The 18,368-nt window shown below is 67.8% G+C and carries 15 protein-coding genes; 6 read left to right on the forward strand and 9 right to left on the reverse strand.

Annotated features, from left to right (window positions below):
* Window positions 1-2: 2 nt before the first annotated feature.
* Window positions 3-638, reverse strand: coding sequence for a TetR/AcrR family transcriptional regulator (locus ASF54_RS03965; protein ID WP_055959077.1), 636 nt, complete (start codon window positions 636-638; stop codon window positions 3-5).
* A 70-nt stretch (window positions 639-708) separates the two neighbouring features.
* Here ASF54_RS03965 and ASF54_RS03970 point away from each other — a divergent pair, with 70 nt between their 5' ends.
* From ASF54_RS03970 to ASF54_RS03980, 3 genes are all read left to right on the forward strand, one after another.
* Entirely contained in the window at window positions 709-2,232 is a 1,524-nt protein-coding gene (locus tag ASF54_RS03970; protein ID WP_055959080.1) for a flavin-containing monooxygenase, read from the forward strand.
* 48 nt (window positions 2,233-2,280) lie between these two features.
* Complete coding sequence (locus tag ASF54_RS03975; protein ID WP_055959083.1) at window positions 2,281-2,667, forward strand: hypothetical protein; 387 nt, start codon at window positions 2,281-2,283, stop codon at window positions 2,665-2,667.
* 93 nt (window positions 2,668-2,760) lie between these two features.
* Window positions 2,761-3,717 (forward strand): helix-turn-helix transcriptional regulator, encoded by a 957-nt coding sequence (locus tag ASF54_RS03980; protein ID WP_055959086.1) that lies wholly within the window; start codon window positions 2,761-2,763, stop codon window positions 3,715-3,717.
* 117 nt (window positions 3,718-3,834) lie between these two features.
* On the opposite strand, the gene ASF54_RS03985 is transcribed toward ASF54_RS03980, so the two are convergent.
* Window positions 3,835-5,304: a sugar porter family MFS transporter gene (locus ASF54_RS03985; RefSeq protein WP_055959088.1), complete on the reverse strand. Its 1,470-nt coding sequence runs from the start codon at window positions 5,302-5,304 to the stop codon at window positions 3,835-3,837.
* 222 nt (window positions 5,305-5,526) lie between these two features.
* Between ASF54_RS03985 and ASF54_RS03990 the strand changes: the two genes are divergently transcribed.
* Window positions 5,527-5,781: a hypothetical protein gene (locus ASF54_RS03990; RefSeq protein ID WP_055959091.1), complete on the forward strand. Its 255-nt coding sequence runs from the start codon at window positions 5,527-5,529 to the stop codon at window positions 5,779-5,781.
* Window positions 5,782-5,862: 81 nt separating this feature from the next.
* Here ASF54_RS03990 and ASF54_RS03995 read toward each other — a convergent pair whose 3' ends face one another.
* A complete protein-coding gene (locus ASF54_RS03995; RefSeq protein WP_055959094.1) occupies window positions 5,863-7,026 on the reverse strand; it encodes an ROK family transcriptional regulator in 1,164 nt (387 codons plus the stop codon).
* Between the two features lie 254 nt (window positions 7,027-7,280).
* Here ASF54_RS03995 and ASF54_RS04000 point away from each other — a divergent pair, with 254 nt between their 5' ends.
* Window positions 7,281-11,246 carry a glycoside hydrolase family 3 C-terminal domain-containing protein gene (locus ASF54_RS04000; RefSeq protein ID WP_055959097.1) on the forward strand — a complete coding sequence of 1,322 codons (3,966 nt, stop codon included), beginning with the start codon at window positions 7,281-7,283 and terminating at the stop codon, window positions 11,244-11,246.
* 125 nt (window positions 11,247-11,371) lie between these two features.
* Here ASF54_RS04000 and ASF54_RS04005 read toward each other — a convergent pair whose 3' ends face one another.
* From ASF54_RS04005 to ASF54_RS04030, 6 genes are all read right to left on the reverse strand, one after another.
* Window positions 11,372-12,139 (reverse strand): ABC transporter ATP-binding protein, encoded by a 768-nt coding sequence (locus ASF54_RS04005; protein WP_055959099.1) that lies wholly within the window; start codon window positions 12,137-12,139, stop codon window positions 11,372-11,374.
* Window positions 12,136-12,993 (reverse strand): ATP-binding cassette domain-containing protein, encoded by an 858-nt coding sequence (locus ASF54_RS04010; RefSeq protein ID WP_235480930.1) that lies wholly within the window; start codon window positions 12,991-12,993, stop codon window positions 12,136-12,138. The genes ASF54_RS04005 and ASF54_RS04010 overlap by 4 nt, the downstream gene beginning before the upstream one ends.
* Complete coding sequence (locus ASF54_RS04015) at window positions 12,990-13,805, reverse strand: ABC transporter permease (RefSeq protein WP_055959103.1); 816 nt, start codon at window positions 13,803-13,805, stop codon at window positions 12,990-12,992. The genes ASF54_RS04010 and ASF54_RS04015 overlap by 4 nt, the downstream gene beginning before the upstream one ends.
* The gene (locus ASF54_RS04020) at window positions 13,802-14,872 is read right to left on the reverse strand and encodes an ABC transporter permease (protein WP_084815929.1); all 1,071 of its coding nucleotides are present in this window, start codon (window positions 14,870-14,872) and stop codon (window positions 13,802-13,804) included. The genes ASF54_RS04015 and ASF54_RS04020 overlap by 4 nt, the downstream gene beginning before the upstream one ends.
* A gap of 13 nt (window positions 14,873-14,885) precedes the next feature.
* Complete coding sequence (locus ASF54_RS04025; RefSeq protein ID WP_055959106.1) at window positions 14,886-16,382, reverse strand: ABC transporter substrate-binding protein; 1,497 nt, start codon at window positions 16,380-16,382, stop codon at window positions 14,886-14,888.
* A 77-nt stretch (window positions 16,383-16,459) separates the two neighbouring features.
* The gene (locus ASF54_RS04030) at window positions 16,460-17,221 is read right to left on the reverse strand and encodes a DUF1684 domain-containing protein (RefSeq protein ID WP_055959109.1); all 762 of its coding nucleotides are present in this window, start codon (window positions 17,219-17,221) and stop codon (window positions 16,460-16,462) included.
* 158 nt (window positions 17,222-17,379) lie between these two features.
* Here ASF54_RS04030 and ASF54_RS04035 point away from each other — a divergent pair, with 158 nt between their 5' ends.
* Window positions 17,380-18,285 carry a WcbI family polysaccharide biosynthesis putative acetyltransferase gene (locus ASF54_RS04035; protein ID WP_055959113.1) on the forward strand — a complete coding sequence of 302 codons (906 nt, stop codon included), beginning with the start codon at window positions 17,380-17,382 and terminating at the stop codon, window positions 18,283-18,285.
* Window positions 18,286-18,368 lie beyond the last annotated feature (83 nt).

Here is an 18,368-nt window from a genome sequence, read left to right on the forward strand (position 1 = left end):
TTTCAGGAGGGGGTGTCGGTGACGTAGATGGCTCGCAGCCAGACGGCGGCGAGGACGTCGAGGATCCCGCCGGGGTCGATGGCAGGAGAGTCGCCGTTGAAAGCGGCGGTGAGCGCGCGCTCGTTCATCAGGTTCAGGGCGATGGCGAGCTCGCGGGCGTCGAGGTCCTGGGGGCCGGTCGGGGCCGCGCCGCGAGCCCGCTCGGCGACTATGACCTCGGTCGAGTAGTCGACCCACGACGCCATGGCCTTCGACCACAGCGCGTGCACCTCGGGGTTGCGGAGGCGCGCGGCGACCGCTGCGGCCGAGACCGCACGGTGGTCCGAGAAGACCTCGACGAACACGCCGATCGACTCACGCCAGGCATCGGCCGGAGCCGCCGCGAAATCACGGGGCAGGGCCCCGACCCGGCGCTCGACCTCGCCGATGACGCGGTCGAGGAGAGCCAGCAGCACGTCGTCTTTTGACGAGAAGTAGAAGTAGAACGTGGGGCGCGAGATGCCGGCACCGGTGGCGAGCTCTTCGATCGAGATCTCGTCGAGCGACTTGGTTGTGAGCAGGCTCTCGGCCGCGACCAGGATCGTCTCCTGTCGCTCGTCTCCCGAGACCCGGGTCGTCCGTCGTCCGCGCTGCACCATTTGTCCACTGTAGCGACCTTTCTCGACACGGTGTCGACAAACTCAACACGGTGTCGATAAAGTTGCCTGCATGAGCGAACACGTGGATGTGATCATCGTCGGAGCAGGCCTCAGCGGCATCGGAGCCGCGGCCCGCCTCAAGCGCGAACTGCCCGGCAAGACCTTCGTGATCCTCGAGTCGCGCGGGGCGATTGGCGGCACCTGGGATCTCTTCCGTTACCCCGGCGTCCGCTCCGACTCCGACATGTACACGCTCGGCTACTCGTTCCGCCCCTGGAAGGGCGCCAAGGCCATCGCCGACGGGGGGTCGATTCGCGACTACATCGAGAGCACGGTCGACGACGAGGGGCTTCGGTCGCGGATCCTTCTCGGTCACCGCGTCGTCGACGCCTCCTGGTCGAGCGAGACGGCCCTGTGGACCATCACGGCGATTCGCACCGGTGACAGCGAGTATGTCGAAGGCGACGACACCGCAGGATCCGAGACGGTCACCTTCACCTGCGGGTTCCTGTCGGTCTGCTCGGGCTACTACCGCTACGACGAGGGCTTCACCCCCGAGATTCCCGGCTCGGAATCGTTCGCGGGCCGCCTCGTGCACCCCCAGCACTGGCCCACCGACCTCGACTACGACGGCAAGCGCGTCGTGATCGTCGGCAGCGGAGCTACGGCGGTGACGCTCGTGCCGTCGATGGCGGGCCGCGCCGAGCACGTCACGATGCTGCAGCGCTCCCCCACCTACATCGCAGCGGTGCCGTCGCGTGACCACCTCGCCGACCGGCTTCGCGGACGCGTGCCCGACCGGCTCGCCTACGGCATCGTCCGGGCCAAGAACATCGTGTCGTCGATGCTCACGTACCAGCTCGCCCGCCGCCGACCCGAGGCCCTGAAGGCGATGCTGCGCAAGTCGGCCACCGAGAAGCTGCCTCAGGGCTTTGCCGTCGACACGCACCTCGCCCCCACCTACGAACCCTGGGATCAGCGCCTCTGCGCGATCCCGAACGGCGATCTCTACCGGTCGATCAGCGCGGGCGACGCCGACATCGTCACCGACCGGATCACGAGGATCACGCCCACCGGAATCGACCTGGCTTCCGGAGCGCGACTCGACGCCGATGTCATCGTCACCGCCACCGGCCTCAACCTCCTCGTGATGGGCGGCATGACGCTCTCCGTCGACGGCTCCCCCGTCGATGTCTCCAAGGCCCTCACCTACAAGGGCATGATGCTCGCCGGGGTGCCGAACTTCGCCCTCACCATCGGCTACACGAATGCCTCGTGGACGTTGAAGGCCGACCTCGTCGCCTCCTACGTCTGCCGCCTGCTGGCGAAGATGGATCGGTCGGGCATCGCCTGGGTCATCCCCGTCGCCCCGACTGACGTCGCGGACGGCGACGTCGCGCCGCTCATCGACCTCCAGGCCGGCTACGTGCTGCGAGGCGTCGGCCTGCTGCCTCAGCAGGGTGCGCGATCACCGTGGCGTCTGCACCAGAACTACATCCGCGACTTCGGCCTGCTGCGTGCCGGCCGACTGACCCGCGACGTGCGGTTCGGACGCCGCGGCGAGATCGTTCCCCGGAGTGCGCTGATCGGATAGCGTCGTCGCGACCTCCTTGCACGAGCCAGAGGAGGCTGGTTAGGTGTTGTGCACGGGAAGCACGGTGCCTCCCCCGCGACGACGAAGGGTTCGGCCACCATCGACCGCTTCGATCCCGCCTTCACCGATTTCGGTGACTTCTTCGAGCCATTCGAGCCCGACCTCCTCTTCGAGTGCTCCGCCTCGGTGCAGGGCGAGCGCAACGCCCTCTTCGTCTACCCCGGTCACATCGTCATCGAGGGCCCCGAGGTGCCTGTCGCCACAGCGTCGGTCGATGTCCAGACCATCGAGTCGTGGACGCTCGAGCGCGAGCCCACCGCCGTCCACCTGACCCTCGTCGGCGAGTCCGTCTGGGCTGCTCGCCTGCCGCCGACGCTCGCACCGGTGCTCGAGGTGGCGCTCGGCAAAGTGCTCGCCGACAAGAGGGCCGCGTAGCGCTTCGGTCGAGGTACGTGCGGCCGGATCCTGATCAGGCCGCTCGACGCAAGACGAACTGGTCTGGTGCGGATTTCTGCGACAATTCGGCCTGTGTCGCCCGAGAAGAACAACCCCATCCGCACCGAGGTGGGTGGTCGTGATCTCGATCAGGCGCGAGCCATGTACGAAGACGACTACAACGGTCGAGGGTTCTCGACCGGGTTGACCGAGGCCGACTTCGCCTACCGCTACACGGTCACCGGCGACGACGAGATGACTCTGCGATCGTCCATGTTCCTCGGCGAGATCCGCGGGGCCATCCAGCCCGAAAACGAATACGTCGTCGCCTGGCTGACCGAGGGTCGCGGAATCGTCGATGCCTCGGCCGAGCAAACCGCCTTCGTGCGCGGTCGGCCGATGATGTTCCCGACCGGTAAGCAGTTCGACTTCGAGATGTCGACCTACAAGCAGAGCCTCATCCACTTCAACGCCGGGTTCCTCGAGCGGGTCGCCGCCGAGGAGGAGGGCACTCTGCCCGGCGCCCTGACTTTCCACCACACCGCCGTACCGTCGGCGTCGTCCCTCCAGGCGTGGCGCGACACGGTCGGCGAGGTCGCCAAGACGATCCTCCGTGGGGAGGCATCCGCGCTTGCCCGCTCCGAGGCCAATCGTCGCGCCGCGGTCTCGCTCCTGCGCACCTTCAGCCACACCGGCCCGCAGCTGCCCGAGGCGCTGCTCGCGCCGCGCAACGGGCGGCTCCGCGAGGCCGTCGAGTACATGCACTCGCACGCCGACCAGACGATCACGCCGACCACGGTCGCGCAGCACGCCGGGCTCAGCCTCCGCGGGCTCCAGGCGGCCTTCAAGAACCAGCTCGACATCTCGCCCACCGACTACCTGCGGGGCATTCGCTACGACCGAGCTCGGGTCGACCTGCTCAACCTGGCTCCGGGCGAAGTGACGGTCTCGGCCATCGCCGACCGCTGGGGCTTTACGCACGCGGGGCGCTTCGCGGCCGGCTATGCGGCGCGCTTCGGCGAGTCGCCCTCAGCGACGCTCGCGCGCTAGCCGCGCTCGCGCTCGCGCGCCCGCTTGCGCGGGAGCGGGCGCGCCGCGAAACCTCAAAATCGACGCTTCCGATCGCGCTGAAGTCGTTGATTTTGAGGTTTCACACCCGGCCCTGAGCTAACTACGAGTGACGTTCTGCACGTAGATTGCGCCGGTCGACACATCTTCTTCGAGCTTCTCGAGAGTGCGACCCTGGGTCTCGGGAACAGCGCGCCAGACGAAGAACAGCGACACCAGGTTGATCACGCCGAACGCGAAGAACGTGTTCGTGATGCCGAGCCCCGCGATGACCGTCGGAAAGTACAGGCCGACGAACGCGTTGGCGATCCACAGGCAGAAGACCGAGACGCCGATGCCGAAACCGCGCATCTTGAGGGGGAAGATCTCGGAGAGGGTCACCCACGTCGCGACGTTGAGGAACGTCTGCATCGAACCGACGAAGGCCACGATGAGCACGAGCAACACCCACGGCCTGGCGGGGTTGCCGGCGGGCAGCACGACCGAGCCGAGGCCGATGAGCAGGTGGCAGACGGCGACGAGAGAGAAGCCGAGCAGGAAGGTGCGACGCCGGGAGAAGTGATCCATGATGCGGAGGGCGATGATCGCACCGAGGACGGCGACGATGCCCGGGGCGACGTTGGCGATGAGAGCGGCGTTGGCCGAGAACCCCGCCTCTTTCAGCACCGTCTGGCCGTAATAGACGACCGCGTTGATGCCGGTGAGCTGCTGGGCGACACCCAGGCCGATGCCGACGAGGATGATGCGGACGAACCACTTATTGCGCAGGATCTCGGCGATCGGCAGCGACTTGCGGCTCGCCTCCTCCGACGTCATGGACTCGACCTCGCCGAGCTCTGCCTTGGCGCGCTCTTTCGTGCGCAGAGTCGAGAGCACCTGCAGCGCCTCGTCGTCGCGACCCTTGCTGACGAGCCAGCGCGGCGACTCCGGCATCCGCATCATTCCGATGAAGAGGGCGATGGCGGGGAGCGCCTCGATCGACAGCATGATGCGCCAGACGCCGTTGCCCTCGCCCCAGACGTTGCCGATGATCGCGTTGATGATGAAGGCGAGGAGCTGACCGAACACGATCATGAACTCGTTGCGACCGGCGAGCGACCCGCGGATCTCAAAGGGCGCGAGTTCGGCGAGGAACACCGGCACGACCGTCGAAGCAGCACCGACGGCGAGGCCGAGAATCACGCGGCCGACGACCATGACGCCGAACGTCGGGGCGACGACACAGACCATGGCGCCGATGAAGAACAGCACCGACATGAGGATGATCGACTTGCGCCGACCCCACGCATCGGAGAGCCGACCCCCGGTGATCGCGCCGAGGGCAGCGCCGAAGAGCAGGGAGCTCGTGACGACACCCTCGGTGAGGGTGGTGAGCCCGAGTTCGCGCACCATCGGAGACAGGGCTCCGTTGATGACGGCGGTGTCGTACCCGAAGAGGAGTCCGCCGAAGGTGGCGATGAGCGCCACTCGCCCGAGACGCTTGCTGTGCGGCCCCTTCGTCAGGGGCGGAAGCGCCCCGGCGGCATCGCCAGCCGAGCCGGACCCCTGCTCTCGTGTGCTGGTCGACATCGGAACTCCTTTGTTCTAACAATAGGACAGGGTGACGTTATCACCTTTCCGCCCGGTCGTGCAGTCTGCCCGGTGCGCAACTGCCCACGCTGCTCACACGCCGCTCGCGCCCGGCGCGCCCCTTGTTCGCAGCCCCGCTCGCGAGACTCCCCAAATGGCCCATGCAGTCCGCCACGACGGGCCAAACGAGGAGTCTCGCAGTAGCTGTGAGATGCTCAGGGCATGGATGAGCAGAGCCCGATTCGGCCGATGAAACCGGTGCGCTCGCAAGACGCGATTCCCGACCCGGGCCCCTTCGGCTCGACCCGGCGAGCTCTGACGTCGATCGCGACACTCGTCGTGACCTGGATTGCGATCTTCATCGCCACGCAGGTGCTGCATCTGCCGGCACCGCTTCTCGTCGGCCTCGGCATTGGTGCCGTCGTCGTGCTCGTCGGAATTGACATCGTGCGGTGGAGCCGTCGACGCCGCCGATAAGTGCCTTCGGCCTACCGAATCACGCAGTTCTAGTCGAAACGCCCACCCGTTCAGACCATCTCGTGGGCTGAGGGCCCCACCTCAGCGATCGACAGGCATCCACGCCGACGCCAGCTCGAGGGCGCCCTCGAGTTCGGCCCGCTCCCCCAGCTCGGCCGCCGACACGGTGATCGCGGCGGCGATGGCGGGCTGCGAGTACCGGCTGATCGACGATCGGACCCCTTCGAGCAGCGGTGCGCCGAGCGCCCCGAGCTCCCCGCCGACGATGAGCGCGTCGGGGTTGAGCAGGTCGCACAACTGGGCGAGCACGCGACCGAGGGTGCGACCCGACTCGTTCAGGATCCGAGTGGTCACCTCGTCCGCCTCGGCGCTCAGATCGATGCTGCTCCTCTCCCAGGCAGGATGCGTCAGCGCGATCTGGTCGCGGAGCGACTCGACGGAGATGACCGCCTCCAGACAGCCGCGGTTTCCGCAGCGACACGACTCGATTCGGCCGGGGAGGTTGATGTGCCCGATCTCGCCGGCGATTCCGGTCGCGCCCATGTAGGGCTGCCCGCCGATCACGAGACCGGCGCCGATGCCGTGCGACGCCTTCACGTAGAGGAAGTTCGCGTGGCCGCGGCCCGCGCCGCGCCGCAGCTCGCCGTAGGCGCCGAGCACGGCGTCGTTCTCAACGCGGACCGGCACGCCGAGGCGCCTCTGCAGTTCGTCGCGGGGCGCCAGCTCGACCCAGCTCGACAGGATGGTGGGTGATCTGACCCGGCCGGTGCGGGCGTCGAGGGGCCCGGGAATGCCAGCCACGACCGACCCGACGGCCGCGAGACCGGAGTCGCGCACGATCCCGGCGAGCATCTCGGCGGCCAGGTCGAGGGCCTCGAAGGCGCGGAGGTCGACGTCGATCTCGCGCGATGCCTGACCGAGGAGCATGCCACGCTCATCGGCGACGGCGACGCGCACGTGATTGTGGCCGAAGTCGATGCCGGCGACCGGCGAGGACGAGGTGGTGGCCACGAGACGGGTGGCGGGGCGGCCGCTGCCGGATCCTGGGCCCTTCTCTTGCTGCACGGTCTCGTAGACCCGACCCTCGTCGAGAAGACGCCCGACGGCCTGATTGACGGTGCTGCGCGACATCTTCGTCACCGCCACCAGTTCTGGCCTGGTCGTGCCTCCCGACGAGCGGATCAGGCCGAGCAGATCGTCGCGCGTGCGATCGCGGACGGAGACGTGCTCACCCTGGCCGGACATGGCAGAACTCTAGAGCCAAAGTGCTACGAACGGTTTTGTTCGGTCATCGATCAAAAAACGTGAATTATTCTTGAGTTTGTTCGTTGACAGGCCGAGAGCCTCGCGCATAGCGTCCTGAGTGTTCCGTCGCAGGCGGACTCGTCAGATCACGCGGCAAGGACGCCGAGAGGCACGCACACAGGGGTGTTGCGCGGCCGTTCCGAGACGCGACGACTGTTGTCAGAGAGGACAACTCAATGCATCACGAAAGTTCTGTGCCTCAGGAGAGCGCACTGCATCAGGCCGAGCGGAGGCCCATCCGGGCCGCTTGCAAGGCCGCCATCGCTCTCGGCATCTCGGGAGCCCTCGTCATCGCCGGGGCGAATTTCGCCTATGCGGCGACCACCAACCCGAACCAGGGGCCGCTCGAGAAGGCCAACGCCGCACTCAGCGAGAAAGCCGCCACGCAGGGCATGGTGCTTCTGCAGAATAACGACCAGGCGCTGCCGATCGCCAAGACCGGCACGGTTGCCGCGTTCGGTGTCGGAAGCTACGCCACCGTCAAGGGCGGGACGGGATCGGGCAACGTCAACAACCGCTACCAGATCTCGGTGCGGCAGGGTCTGGAGAACGCCGGGTACCAGGTCACGACCAGCCCGGCCTACTACGACGCTATGAAGTCGGCGTTCGACACGAAGTACGGAACAGCCAACGCCGGCGGCTTCGGCCCGTCGATCGACTACTCGTCGGTCGAGCAGCGTCTCACCCGCACCTCCGTTCAGCCGACCGCACCGACCGACACCGCGCTGTTCGTCGTGTCGCGCAACTCGGGCGAGGGCTCGGACCGCTCGAAGGGGGCAGGCGACTACCAGCTGACCGACACCGAGAAGGACGACCTCCAGCTCATCGGGCAGACCTATAAAAAGGTCGTCGTCGTGCTGAACGTCGGCGGCATCGTCGACACGGCGTTCTTCGACGACATCAACAAAGCCGCAAACGACCCCGACGGCGGCAAGCCGCTCGACTCGATGCTGCTGATGAGCCAGGCCGGCCAGGAATCCGGCACCGCGCTCACCCAGGTGCTGAACGGCACGGTCACGCCGTCGGGAAAGCTCACCGACAGCTGGGCCTCGAAGTACTCGTACTACCCCGCGTCGGCGACGTTCGCTGGCAACGACAGCAACACCGCCGAAGAGCAGTACAGCGAGGGCATCTACGTGGGCTACCGCTACTTCGACTCGCAGTACAAGAAGGTCGACGCCACCGATCCGGCGAGCGTCGTCGAGTATCCCTTCGGCTACGGGCTGTCGTACACGCAGTTCCAGGTCGAGCCGAAGTCGGTCGCCGCCACGCCCACCTCGGTCACCGTCAAGGCCAAGGTGACCAACGTCGGCACCACCTACTCGGGCAAGGACGTCGTGCAGACGTACTTCTCGGCACCGCAGACGGGGCTCGACAAGCCCTACCAGCAGCTCTCCGGCTACGCGAAGACCGACTCTCTCGCGCCCGGCGCCTCGCAGACGGTGACCATTCGGTACAACACCACCGACATGGCCTCCTACGACGAGTCGAAGGCGGCCTACACGCTCGAAGCCGGCGACTACGCGATCCGCGTCGGCGACTCCTCGCGGAACACGCGCGTCGCAGCGAAGATCCGGCTCGACTCCACGGTCACCACCGAGCAGCTCGCCAACGAGCTGAACGATCAGAAGCCGACCTCGGAGCTCACCAGTGACCCGGCCGACTTCTACACCTACCCGGAGGAGAAGGCGCAGCTCGCCGACGCCCCCGTCGTCAATGTCGCTTCGTCGTCGTTCACCACCGTGAACAATGCGTCGGAGTTCGAACAGGACGTCCCGGTCGGAACCGACTCGCCGTACTACGCAATCGACAAAGACACCATCTCGTCGGTCACCGCCTACCTCAACAGGGCGACGACCGATTGGGAGGGCACCGGCGCACCGTATGCGGCAAAGACCGGTGAGACGACCGAAGCGGTCACCGTCGACCCCGCCGGAACCCTGTACGACGTCAAGTCGGGCAAGATCACGATGGAGCAGTTCGTCGCCGGTCTCAGCGCCACGCAGCTGGCGAACATCGTCGAAGGTGCCAGCGCCGCCGGAACGACGGCCACGGCCGTCGGAGCAGCGGGCTACACCACCGCGAAGTACGAGAACCTCGGCCTCCCCGGCATGACACTCGCCGACGGCCCCGCAGGCCTGCGGATCACACAGAAGATCTCGTCCACTCCGGCGACCTACCAGTTCGGCACGGCTTGGCCGATCGGCACGCTCCTCGCCCAGACCTGGGATCCTGAGCTCGTCGCCCAGGTCGGCAACGCGGTCGGACAGGAGATGTCGGAGTACGGCGTCTCGCTCTGGCTCGCCCCCGGCATGAACATCCACCGCGACCCGCTGAACGGCCGCAACTTCGAGTACTACTCCGAGGACCCGCTGCTGAGCGGCCTGACCGCGGCGGCCATGACGGAGGGCGTGCAGAGCGTTCCCGGCGAGGGCGTCACGATCAAGCACTTCTACGGCAACAACCAGGAGAGCGCCCGCACGACGAGCAACGACGTCATCAGTGAGAGGGCCAGCCGCGAGATCTACCTGCGCGGCTTCGAGATCGCGGTCAAGAGTGCGCAGCCGATGGCGCTCATGACCTCATACAACAAGATCAACGGCAGCTACGCCTCGGGCGACTACGACCTCGACACCGACGTGCTCCGGGGTGAATGGGGCTTCAAAGGACTCGTCATGACCGACTGGGGCGCAGGCCCCCGCACCGGAGCGACGGGTGTCATGTACGCCGGAAACGACCTGATCGAGCCCGGCGGAAACCCGAACGAGATCCTGAACGCCCTCAAGAAGATCACGCCGACGATCGACGTGTCGGGTCTTCCCGCCTACACCAAGACGGTCACCCCGACCCGCACCTCGTACTCGTGGCAGTTCGGCGGCCTCGTGCCGTCGGCCACGGGCACGCAGTCGATCCCGACGACGGTCAACGGCAGCACCGACCTCACGAAGGTGCCGGTGTCCGGCACGACGACCCGCGATGCGATCAACAACGAGACGTTCCAGGCCAACGCGCCCTACGCCTCGGTACAGGCCGCGTACGCCGACGTGCAGTCGCTGCTCTCGGGCACGGCTCTGACGGCGGCCCAGAAGGCCGGCATCACCGTCACGGACGTCGTACACCAGGATCCGTCCGACGCCGCTTCGGCCGTCGTCTCGTACACGGTCACCGTCAAGGGCGACTACCCGGCCACCGGCTACAACCTGCGTCTCGGAGACCTCCAGCGCAGCGCCAGCCGGGTGCTGTCCACCGCGATGCAGACGGCCGGCTTCGAGCAGCTCGCTGCCGCGCAGGGCGTCTCGGGCGTCAAGGTCGTTCCGTACACCGGCCAGTTCGACAACCTGACGAACTACCTCACGGTGACACGCGGCGCGGTTCTCTCGAACCAGACCGGCACGGGCCCCTCGGTCGCGATCGGCGCCACCACGGCTCCGAACGCGAAGGGTTGGTACTCGAGGGCGGTGGCGGTCACGGTGACCTCTACCGACGACGACGCACAGCTCTACTTGTCGGTCGACGACGGCGAACTGCTTCCTTACACGAAGCCGATCACCGTCACCGAAGAGGGCGAGCACGCGATCCACGCCCTCGCCGTCGGAACCGACAGCTCGATCTCGAAGCTGGCCAAGGCCACGATCAAGATCGACACGACGGCTCCGACCACCTCGGTCACCAGCGCCGCGAAGGGCAAGCTCACGCTCGCCGCCACGGATGCGCTCTCCGGTGTCGCCTCGATCCAGTACTCGCTGGACGGGAAGACCTGGAAGACCTACTCCGGCACGGCAACGGTCTCGGGTGCGGTCAGCTACCGGGCCACCGATGTCGCGGGCAACGTCAGCGCGGTGAAGAAGGTGACGGTGGCGGCCGCTCCGGCGACCAAGCCCGTCATCACGAAGCAGCCGGCGGCGTCGGTCAAGGTCAAGTCGGGTGCCACGGCGACGATGTCGGCGGCGGCCTCCGGGTCACCGACCCCGACCGTCGTGTGGCAGCGGAGCACCAACGGAGGCAAGACGTGGGCGGCCATCGCGGGCGCCACATCGAAGACGTACTCCGTCAAGCCGACGTCAGTGTCGAACGGCCGCCTGTTCCGGGCCGTGTTCACCAACTCGGCCGGAAAGGCGACGACCACGTCGGTGAAGCTCACGGTTACTGCGGCGAAGTGATCTAGGGGTTTCTCCCCCAGCGGCGAGACTCCAGGAGGTGCGGGTGCGACGGTTGTCGCCCCGCATCGACTGGAGTCTCGCCGTTTCGTGGTGGAGGCAGAGAGGGAGCGGGGGCGGCGGGCGAGTCAGCGCTTGGGCAGGCGCGGCACAGCAGCCAGCAGCTTCTGCGTGTACGGGTGCGCGGGCGCGGCGAGCAGCGACGCCGTCGGACCCTGCTCGACCACCCGGCCCTTCTCCAGCACGAGCGTCTCTTCGCACAGCGCCGCCACCGTGCCGAGGTCGTGCGAGACGACGACGACAGTCAGCCCGTCGGCGGACAGCGACGACAGCAGGTCGACGATGCGCACGCGCGTCGACAGGTCGAGGGCGCTGACCGGCTCGTCGGCGATGAGGAGGCGGGGCCGCGCCACGATGGCGCGGGCGATCGCGATGCGCTGGCGCTGACCCCCCGAGAACTCGTGGGGAAAGCGAGTCGCGGCATCGGCGGGAAGCCCGACCGACGTCAGGGCCGCGGCGACGCGCTCGTGGACGCCGGACGCCCTCGACTCCAACCTCAGCGACCGCAGGGGCTCGGAGACGATGCGCCCGACGTTCTGACGGGGGTCGAGCGACGAATACGGATCCTGAAAGACGGCCTGCGCGAACGTGCGGTGCGATCGAAGGGCTGCGCGATCGCCCGCATCGAACGGGACGCCGTTCGTCGACAGCGTGCCCATCGTCGGCCGGGTCAGCCCGAGCAGCAGTCGCAGCAGAGTGGTCTTGCCGGCACCCGACTCTCCGACGATGCCGAGATTGCGACCTGCCTCCACCGAGAAGCTGACGTCGGCGAGGGCGGGCGCGGCACCCCGGTACGAGAAGCCGAGATCGGTCGCCTGCACGAGAGGGGCGGTCATGACGGCCTCCCGGGCGCATCGAGGGCGTCGTCGAGCACGCGGGCGCCGGCGACGAGCTCGGCCGTGTAGTCGGAGCCGGGGGCATCGATCAACACAGCGAGGGAGCCGCGGTCGACCACCCGACCTTCTCGCAGCACCACGACGTCGTCGGCGACCCGCGAGACGACGGCGAGGTCGTGGCTGATGAACAACAGCGCCATGCCCCGATCGGCGACGACGCGATCCAGCAGGGCGAGGATCTCCGCCTGAACACTGACGTCGAGCGCCGTGGTGGGCTCGTCGGCGATCAGCAGCTTCGGTCGGGAGGCGAGAGCGAGGGCGATGGCCACCCGCTGGCGCTGACCGCCCGAGATCTCGTGGGGGTACGCCGATGCGATCCGATCAGGATCCGGCAGACTCACCTCCACGAGCGCCTCCCGTACGCGGTCGAGCACTTCTGCCCGGCTCAGCTTCTGGCCGCTTCGTGCGGCAGTCCGGCGCACCGGCTCGGCGAGCTGGCGTCCGACGCGCATCAGCGGGTCGAGCGACGTCAGCGGCTCCTGGAACACGATCGCGACCTCGCTCCCCCGCAGCGGCACGAGAGCGCGTTCGGCCGTGCCGATCACCTCGTGGCCCGACAGCCTCACCGACCCGGTGCCGACGAGGGCCTCGGGCAGCAGGCCGAGCACGGCCAGCGCGGTGAGCGACTTGCCACTGCCCGACTCGCCGATGATGCCGAGCCGCCTGCCCGGAGCGATCGCGAACGACAGCCCGTCGACGAGCGCGACACCGGACGCCCCGCGGATGGTCAGGTCGGTCACGACCAGACCCGAAGGATCCGTCGCGGCCGTCGCTGATGCAGCTGTAGCGCTCACGCGCGCCCCCTCCGAGTCGGGTCTCCGACGTCGCGCAACCCGTCGGCCACCAGATTCACGCCGATCACGAGCACGACGAGCAGAACGCCCGGTGCCACCGCTCCGATCGGAGCGACGAGAACGGTGCCCTGCGCCTCCTGCAGGATGCTCCCCCACGACGCGTTGGGTGGCGGGCTACCCAGGCCGAGGTACGACAGGCTGGCCTCCGCGAGCACGGCGAGACCGAACTGCAGGGCGAGGTTCACCACGACCGTCGGCCAGATGTTCGGCAGAACGTGCTGGAGGATCAGGCCGGGCCAGCGCGTGCCCGACACTCGGGCGGCCGTGATGTAGTCGAGGGAGAGCACGCGTTTGGCCAGGATCCTCGTCAGTCGTGCCACGACCGCGCTCATGGCGAGGCCGATCGCGAGAATGGCCGAACCGAGCGACGCTCCACTCGCGGCGACCACGAGCATGGCGACGAGCAGTGTCGGAAAGGCGATCAGCACGTCGAGCACCGCCGACAGGCCGTCGTCGAGCCAGCGCTGGGCGAACGCTGTGGCAAGGCCCAGGGCGATGCCGAGCACGCCTCCGATCGCGACCGATCCGGCGCCGACCTGCAGGGCGATGCGGGCGCCGATCATCAGCTGTGTCAGCAGGTCGCGCCCGAGTTTGTCGGTGCCGGCCAGATGGGCGGCCGACGGAGGTGCGAGACGACCGCCGCCGATGTCGGACGGCGGGTACGGCAGCCAGAAGAACGAGACGACCGCGGTGGCGAGGATGATGCCGACGAGAACCGCACCGATCGCGAGTGTGATCGACCGGCGCCTCACGAGCGCACCACCCCGGGGTCGGTGGTACCCGGCAGGGCGGCGACCGGCACGGCTGTGCTCGCCGGGCCGACGCCGCGACGGCGACCGCCACCGCCGCTGCCACCGCCACGGTTACCACTCACGCTGGCCCGAAGTCGCGGGTCGACGAGTCGCTGGGCGGTGTCGGCGAGGAACCCGACGATCAAGACGGCGAACGTGCTGACGAACAGCACACCCTGGATGTCGGGGTAGTCGTGCTGCGCGATCGACGTCAGGAGCATGCTGCCGAGCCCTGGCAGAGCGAACACGCTCTCGACGACGACCGCGCCGAGGAACGTCGTCGCCAGCTCGATGCCGAGGATCGAGATGACCGGCACCGACGCGTTGCGGAGGCCGTGCCGCCACATCGCCTCGGCGAAGGAGGCGCCGAGAGCTCTCGACGACCGGAGATAGTCGCTGCCGAGCACGTCGAGCACGGCGCTCCGCACATACCGGGTCACCGAGGCCGCCATGACGATCGCGACGGTGATGACCGGAAGGGCCAGGGAGCGAAGTGCTGCGGCAGGATCCTGCCAGTCGTCTTGCGGAAATCCGCCGGCGGGCAGGAGCTGCAGGCGAAGTGCGAAGAAGGTCACCAGGAGCACGCCGATCCAAAAGACCGGCACGGCGATTCCGAGCTGCGACACCGCCGACAGCGCGACGCCGTACCAGCGGTGCGACTTGTACGCCGCGACGAACCCGACCGGGACGGCGATGATCACCGCGAGCACGAAGGCCAGGAGTGTCAGCGGCACCGTGACGACGAGACGCTGGGCGATCTCGGGGCCCACCGGGAGCCCCGAGATGTACGACGTGCCGAGATCGAAGCGGGCGAGCTGCGAGAACCAGCGAACGAACTGCTCGATCACCGGCAGGTCGGCACCGACGTCGGCCCGGGCCGACGCGATCTGCTCCTTGGTCGCCCCGACCGACAGCAACGCGTTCGCCGGGTCGCCCGGCAGCAGCCGGAGCAGCACGAACAGCACGATCGACGCCAGCACCAGGGTGACGACGAGGAACGCGAAGCGTCGGATCAAATACGAGACCATCGAGCGGGAAAGCCTACTTCTTCACGATGTCGTAGGCGTAGAACTGCGAGTTCAGCCCGTTGACCGGGTAGCCCGACAGCTTCGACGAGGCGACGACGATCTGCGGGTAGAGGTAGAGCCAGTCGGAGGCGGCGTCGTCGGCGATCTGCGTGTTGACCTTCTTCAGCAGAGCGGTCTGCTCGTCGGTCGTCGAGGCCTGCTCGGCCTGGTCGACCCAGCCGGTCACCTGCTTGTTGTCGTAGCCCCAGTAGAAGTCGGGGTTGCCGTAGAAGACGACGTCGCGGTCGTTGACGTGCTCCTGCATCGTCGCCTGGAAGTCGTGCTTCTGGTACACCTTCGAGTACCAGGTGTCGGGCGTGATGATGTTGATCTTCACGGTGATCCCGACCTTCGCCAGGTCGCTCTTGATGATCTGCGCCGCGGCGGGGTGCGGGTCGTAGTTCGGGGTGTCGAGCGTGAAGGTGAAGCCGTCGGCGTAGCCGGCCGCGGCGAGCTCCTTCTTGGCGAGGGTGACGTCGTAGGGGTTCACGCCGGTGAGGTCTTCATACCAGGGGTCGGTCGGCGGCACCATCGAGCCGATGAGGGTGCCGTAGTCACCCCAGATCGAGTTCAGAAGTTGCTTGTTGTCGATCGCCGAGGTGATGGCCTTGCGCACGCCGACCTTGTTGAACGGCGCCACCTTGTCGTTAAAGGCGAGCAGCAGCTTGGTGGTCGACTTGCCGTCGGTCACCTTGTACGACGAGTTGCCCGTGAACTGGGCGAGAGCATCGGGGCTCTGCTCGCTGGTGACGACGTCGACGGCGTTCGTCAGCAGCGCGTTGTTGAGCGCGGTCGCGTCGGAGTAGTAGTGGAACACGACTCCGGCGTTCTTCGCCGCGGTGCCCCAGTAGCCCTTGTACTTCGTGAGGCTGAGGGTGGAGCCGCGCTTCCAGGAGTCGAGCTCGTACGGGCCGGTGCCGTCTTCGCTGGTCTTCAGATTCTTCGCCGCGCTGTCGATGATCCACACGTAGCTCAGGTTGTACGGGAGCGAGATGGAGCGGCTGGAGAGCTTGACGACGACGGTCGAGTCGTCGGGGGTCGACACGCTCGAGATCGGCGCGAGGCTCGACTTGCGGGCCGACTGCGAGTCGTCGGCCAACACCTTCTCGATGCTGTATTTCACGTCAGCGCTGGTCAGCTTTGCCCCCGAGTGGAAGGTCACCCCCGACTGCAGGTCGAACGTGTAGGTGAGGCCATCAGCCGACTTCTTGAAGCTCTTCGCGAGGAGGTTCTCGACCTTGCCGGTGTCGGTGAGGCGGAACAGGCCCTCATAGACGTTGCCGTTCAGCGCCTCGGTGACTCCCTGGCCACCGCCGGCGGTGTTGTCGAGGTTCTGCGGCTCGTAGACCGAGCCGATGTTGATGGTGGCGTCGGCGGGCTTGGTCGACGAGCTCGACGTGCCGGAGCACGCGGCCAGTGCCAAGGCCGAGACGAGCGCGATGCCGGTCGCGAGACCGAGTTTCTTCTTCACGGGAGGGACTCCTGGGTGGGGCTGTGGTGGGGGGGTGAGGGCTGTGGGCTGTGCCGGGGTGCGTGTTGGTGGGGGTGTCAGTGCTGGTGGATGTCGAAGCCGTCGCGCAGCACGAGGTCGCGCTCACCGGCCAGCACCGGCCCGGCGAACCGGTTCTGCTTCGGCGGCAGCGGGCAGTTGTACTGCTCCGAAAAACCGCACGGCGGCACGAAGGCCCGGTTGAAGTCGAGCACGACCGGGCCGGCGTCGGCGAATCCGGCGTCGCCCGACGGGCGCTGCACGAACAGGAAGCGGCCCGATCCGTAGGTCGAGATCGACGGGTCGGAGCTGCCATTCGTGGCGTCCCCGAAGACGAGCAGCAACACGCCGCCATCGTCGAAGGCGCTCAGCCGGTAGTTGACGCCGTCACGGCGGAAGGTGATGTCGCCGGGCACGACGAGGTCGCGCGACGAGCCGTTGTCACGGATGTGCTCGAAAGGGACGACACGGTCGCCCGACACCGGCGTGAACTCGGCTTCGATCACCCAGTCGGGGTCGAACGGGAAGAGCGAGATCGTGTCGAAGTGCTCGATCGCGGGCGACGCGGAATCCCAGAGACGGATGCCGTGCTCGGGGCGACCGGTGTCGAGGTCGGCTCGCGTGAGCCTGGTGACGGTAACCGTGCTCGGCTGACCGTCGAGAGCCTCGGCGTCGGTGATCTCGGTGCCCTCGCTGAGCCAGCGGGTCTCGATGAGCGCCAGGTTGCCCTGCGGCGACGCCACACCGGCGAGGCGGCCTTCGCGCCAGGAGTCTCGTCCGCTCTCGGCGGTGGCTGCTGCGGTATCGAGGGTGTCGGGCACTGGTCGATCGTTCCGTTTCTCGCTCGGGGTGTCCAGTCACGGTTACTTCCCGTGACGGGCGGAGGCGCACCTGCGCCTCCCCTGCCAACAACCGGCCACCGCTCGGAAATTCCCCACGGGTGTCGCAAATCGCACTCGGGCCGTCTGCGGCGAGGAAGATGGGGAGGGTGACCGATCCGCGCACCCTCCACTACTCGCACTTCTACGGCCTCGACGAGCCGGAAGACACGGGCCCGGTCGCCCTGGTGGTCGGTAACTGCCAGGCGGAATCGACGAGGATCCTGCTCTCCGGCCCCGACCTCACCACGATTCGCATGCCCGCCGTGCACGAGCTCACCGCATCCGACCTCCCGCACCTCGATCGGTGGCTCGCCCGCGCCTCGTTCCTGATCAGTCAGCCCGTTCGCGACGACTACCACGGCCTCCCCCTCGGCGTGCGTCAGCTCACAGCGCGCATGCCTCATGGCCGCACGGTGACCGTGCCGGTGATCCGCTTCGCCGGGCTGTACCCGACCCACGCGATCGTCCGGCCGCCGCGTGACGCGTCTCTCGTGCCGCCCCTCGTGGAGTACCACGACCTGCTGCTGCTCGCCGAGGCGGCCGGGGCACCCGTCGCGCACCCGTCCGTCGAGGTCGTCCGCGCGGTCGCCGCCCAGTCGATCGCGGAGCTCACGCGCCGCGAGGAGGCGCACGACACGATCACCGTCTCGGACCTCTTCGCAAACCCCTCGTCGTTCGACCTCATGCGGACCATCAACCACCCCGGCAACGCCGTGTTCGAGGCCCTCGCGGGCCGGGTGCGCGCGCGGCTCGGGCTGTCTGAGCGGGTCGCGGATCCTGGGCGGCCGCTCTTGAACCGCGTGCACGCGCCGCGCCTGCCCGTCGTCGTCGAGGCGTTCGGGCTGCCCGACGCGCCTCGCGACCACTGGGTCGTCGACGGTGCCGACGTTTCTGCGGAAATCGTCCGCCGCGAGCACCTCGAGTGGTACGCCGCGAACCCCGACATCGTCGAGGCCGGCGTTGCTCGTCACGCCCCGACGCTGGCGCTCTTCGCACGACGGTGAGTGGGCTGCCGGGTTGCTGCCGGCACGGGGCTGCCCTTTCCCCCCGTCAGGCTCAACGGCGAGACTCCAGTAGTTGCTGGTGC

Source organism: Frondihabitans sp. Leaf304, from assembly GCF_001423105.1.
Lineage (GTDB): Bacteria > Actinomycetota > Actinomycetes > Actinomycetales > Microbacteriaceae > Frondihabitans.

Excerpts from the sequence above, each read along its gene's own strand:
- ASF54_RS03990 (WP_055959091.1), top strand. The coding sequence starts at position 5,527 with ATGGATGAGCAGAGCCCGATTCGGCCGATGAAACCGGTGCGCTCGCAA.
- ASF54_RS04035 (WP_055959113.1), top strand. The coding sequence starts at position 17,380 with ATGGGGAGGGTGACCGATCCGCGCACCCTCCACTACTCGCACTTCTAC.
- ASF54_RS03965 (WP_055959077.1), bottom strand. The coding sequence starts at position 638 with ATGGTGCAGCGCGGACGACGGACGACCCGGGTCTCGGGAGACGAGCGA.
- ASF54_RS03995 (WP_055959094.1), bottom strand. The coding sequence starts at position 7,026 with ATGTCCGGCCAGGGTGAGCACGTCTCCGTCCGCGATCGCACGCGCGAC.
- ASF54_RS03970 (WP_055959080.1), top strand. The coding sequence starts at position 709 with ATGAGCGAACACGTGGATGTGATCATCGTCGGAGCAGGCCTCAGCGGC.
- ASF54_RS04005 (WP_055959099.1), bottom strand. The coding sequence starts at position 12,139 with ATGACCGCCCCTCTCGTGCAGGCGACCGATCTCGGCTTCTCGTACCGG.
- ASF54_RS04020 (WP_084815929.1), bottom strand. The coding sequence starts at position 14,872 with ATGGTCTCGTATTTGATCCGACGCTTCGCGTTCCTCGTCGTCACCCTG.
- ASF54_RS03985 (WP_055959088.1), bottom strand. The coding sequence starts at position 5,304 with ATGTCGACCAGCACACGAGAGCAGGGGTCCGGCTCGGCTGGCGATGCC.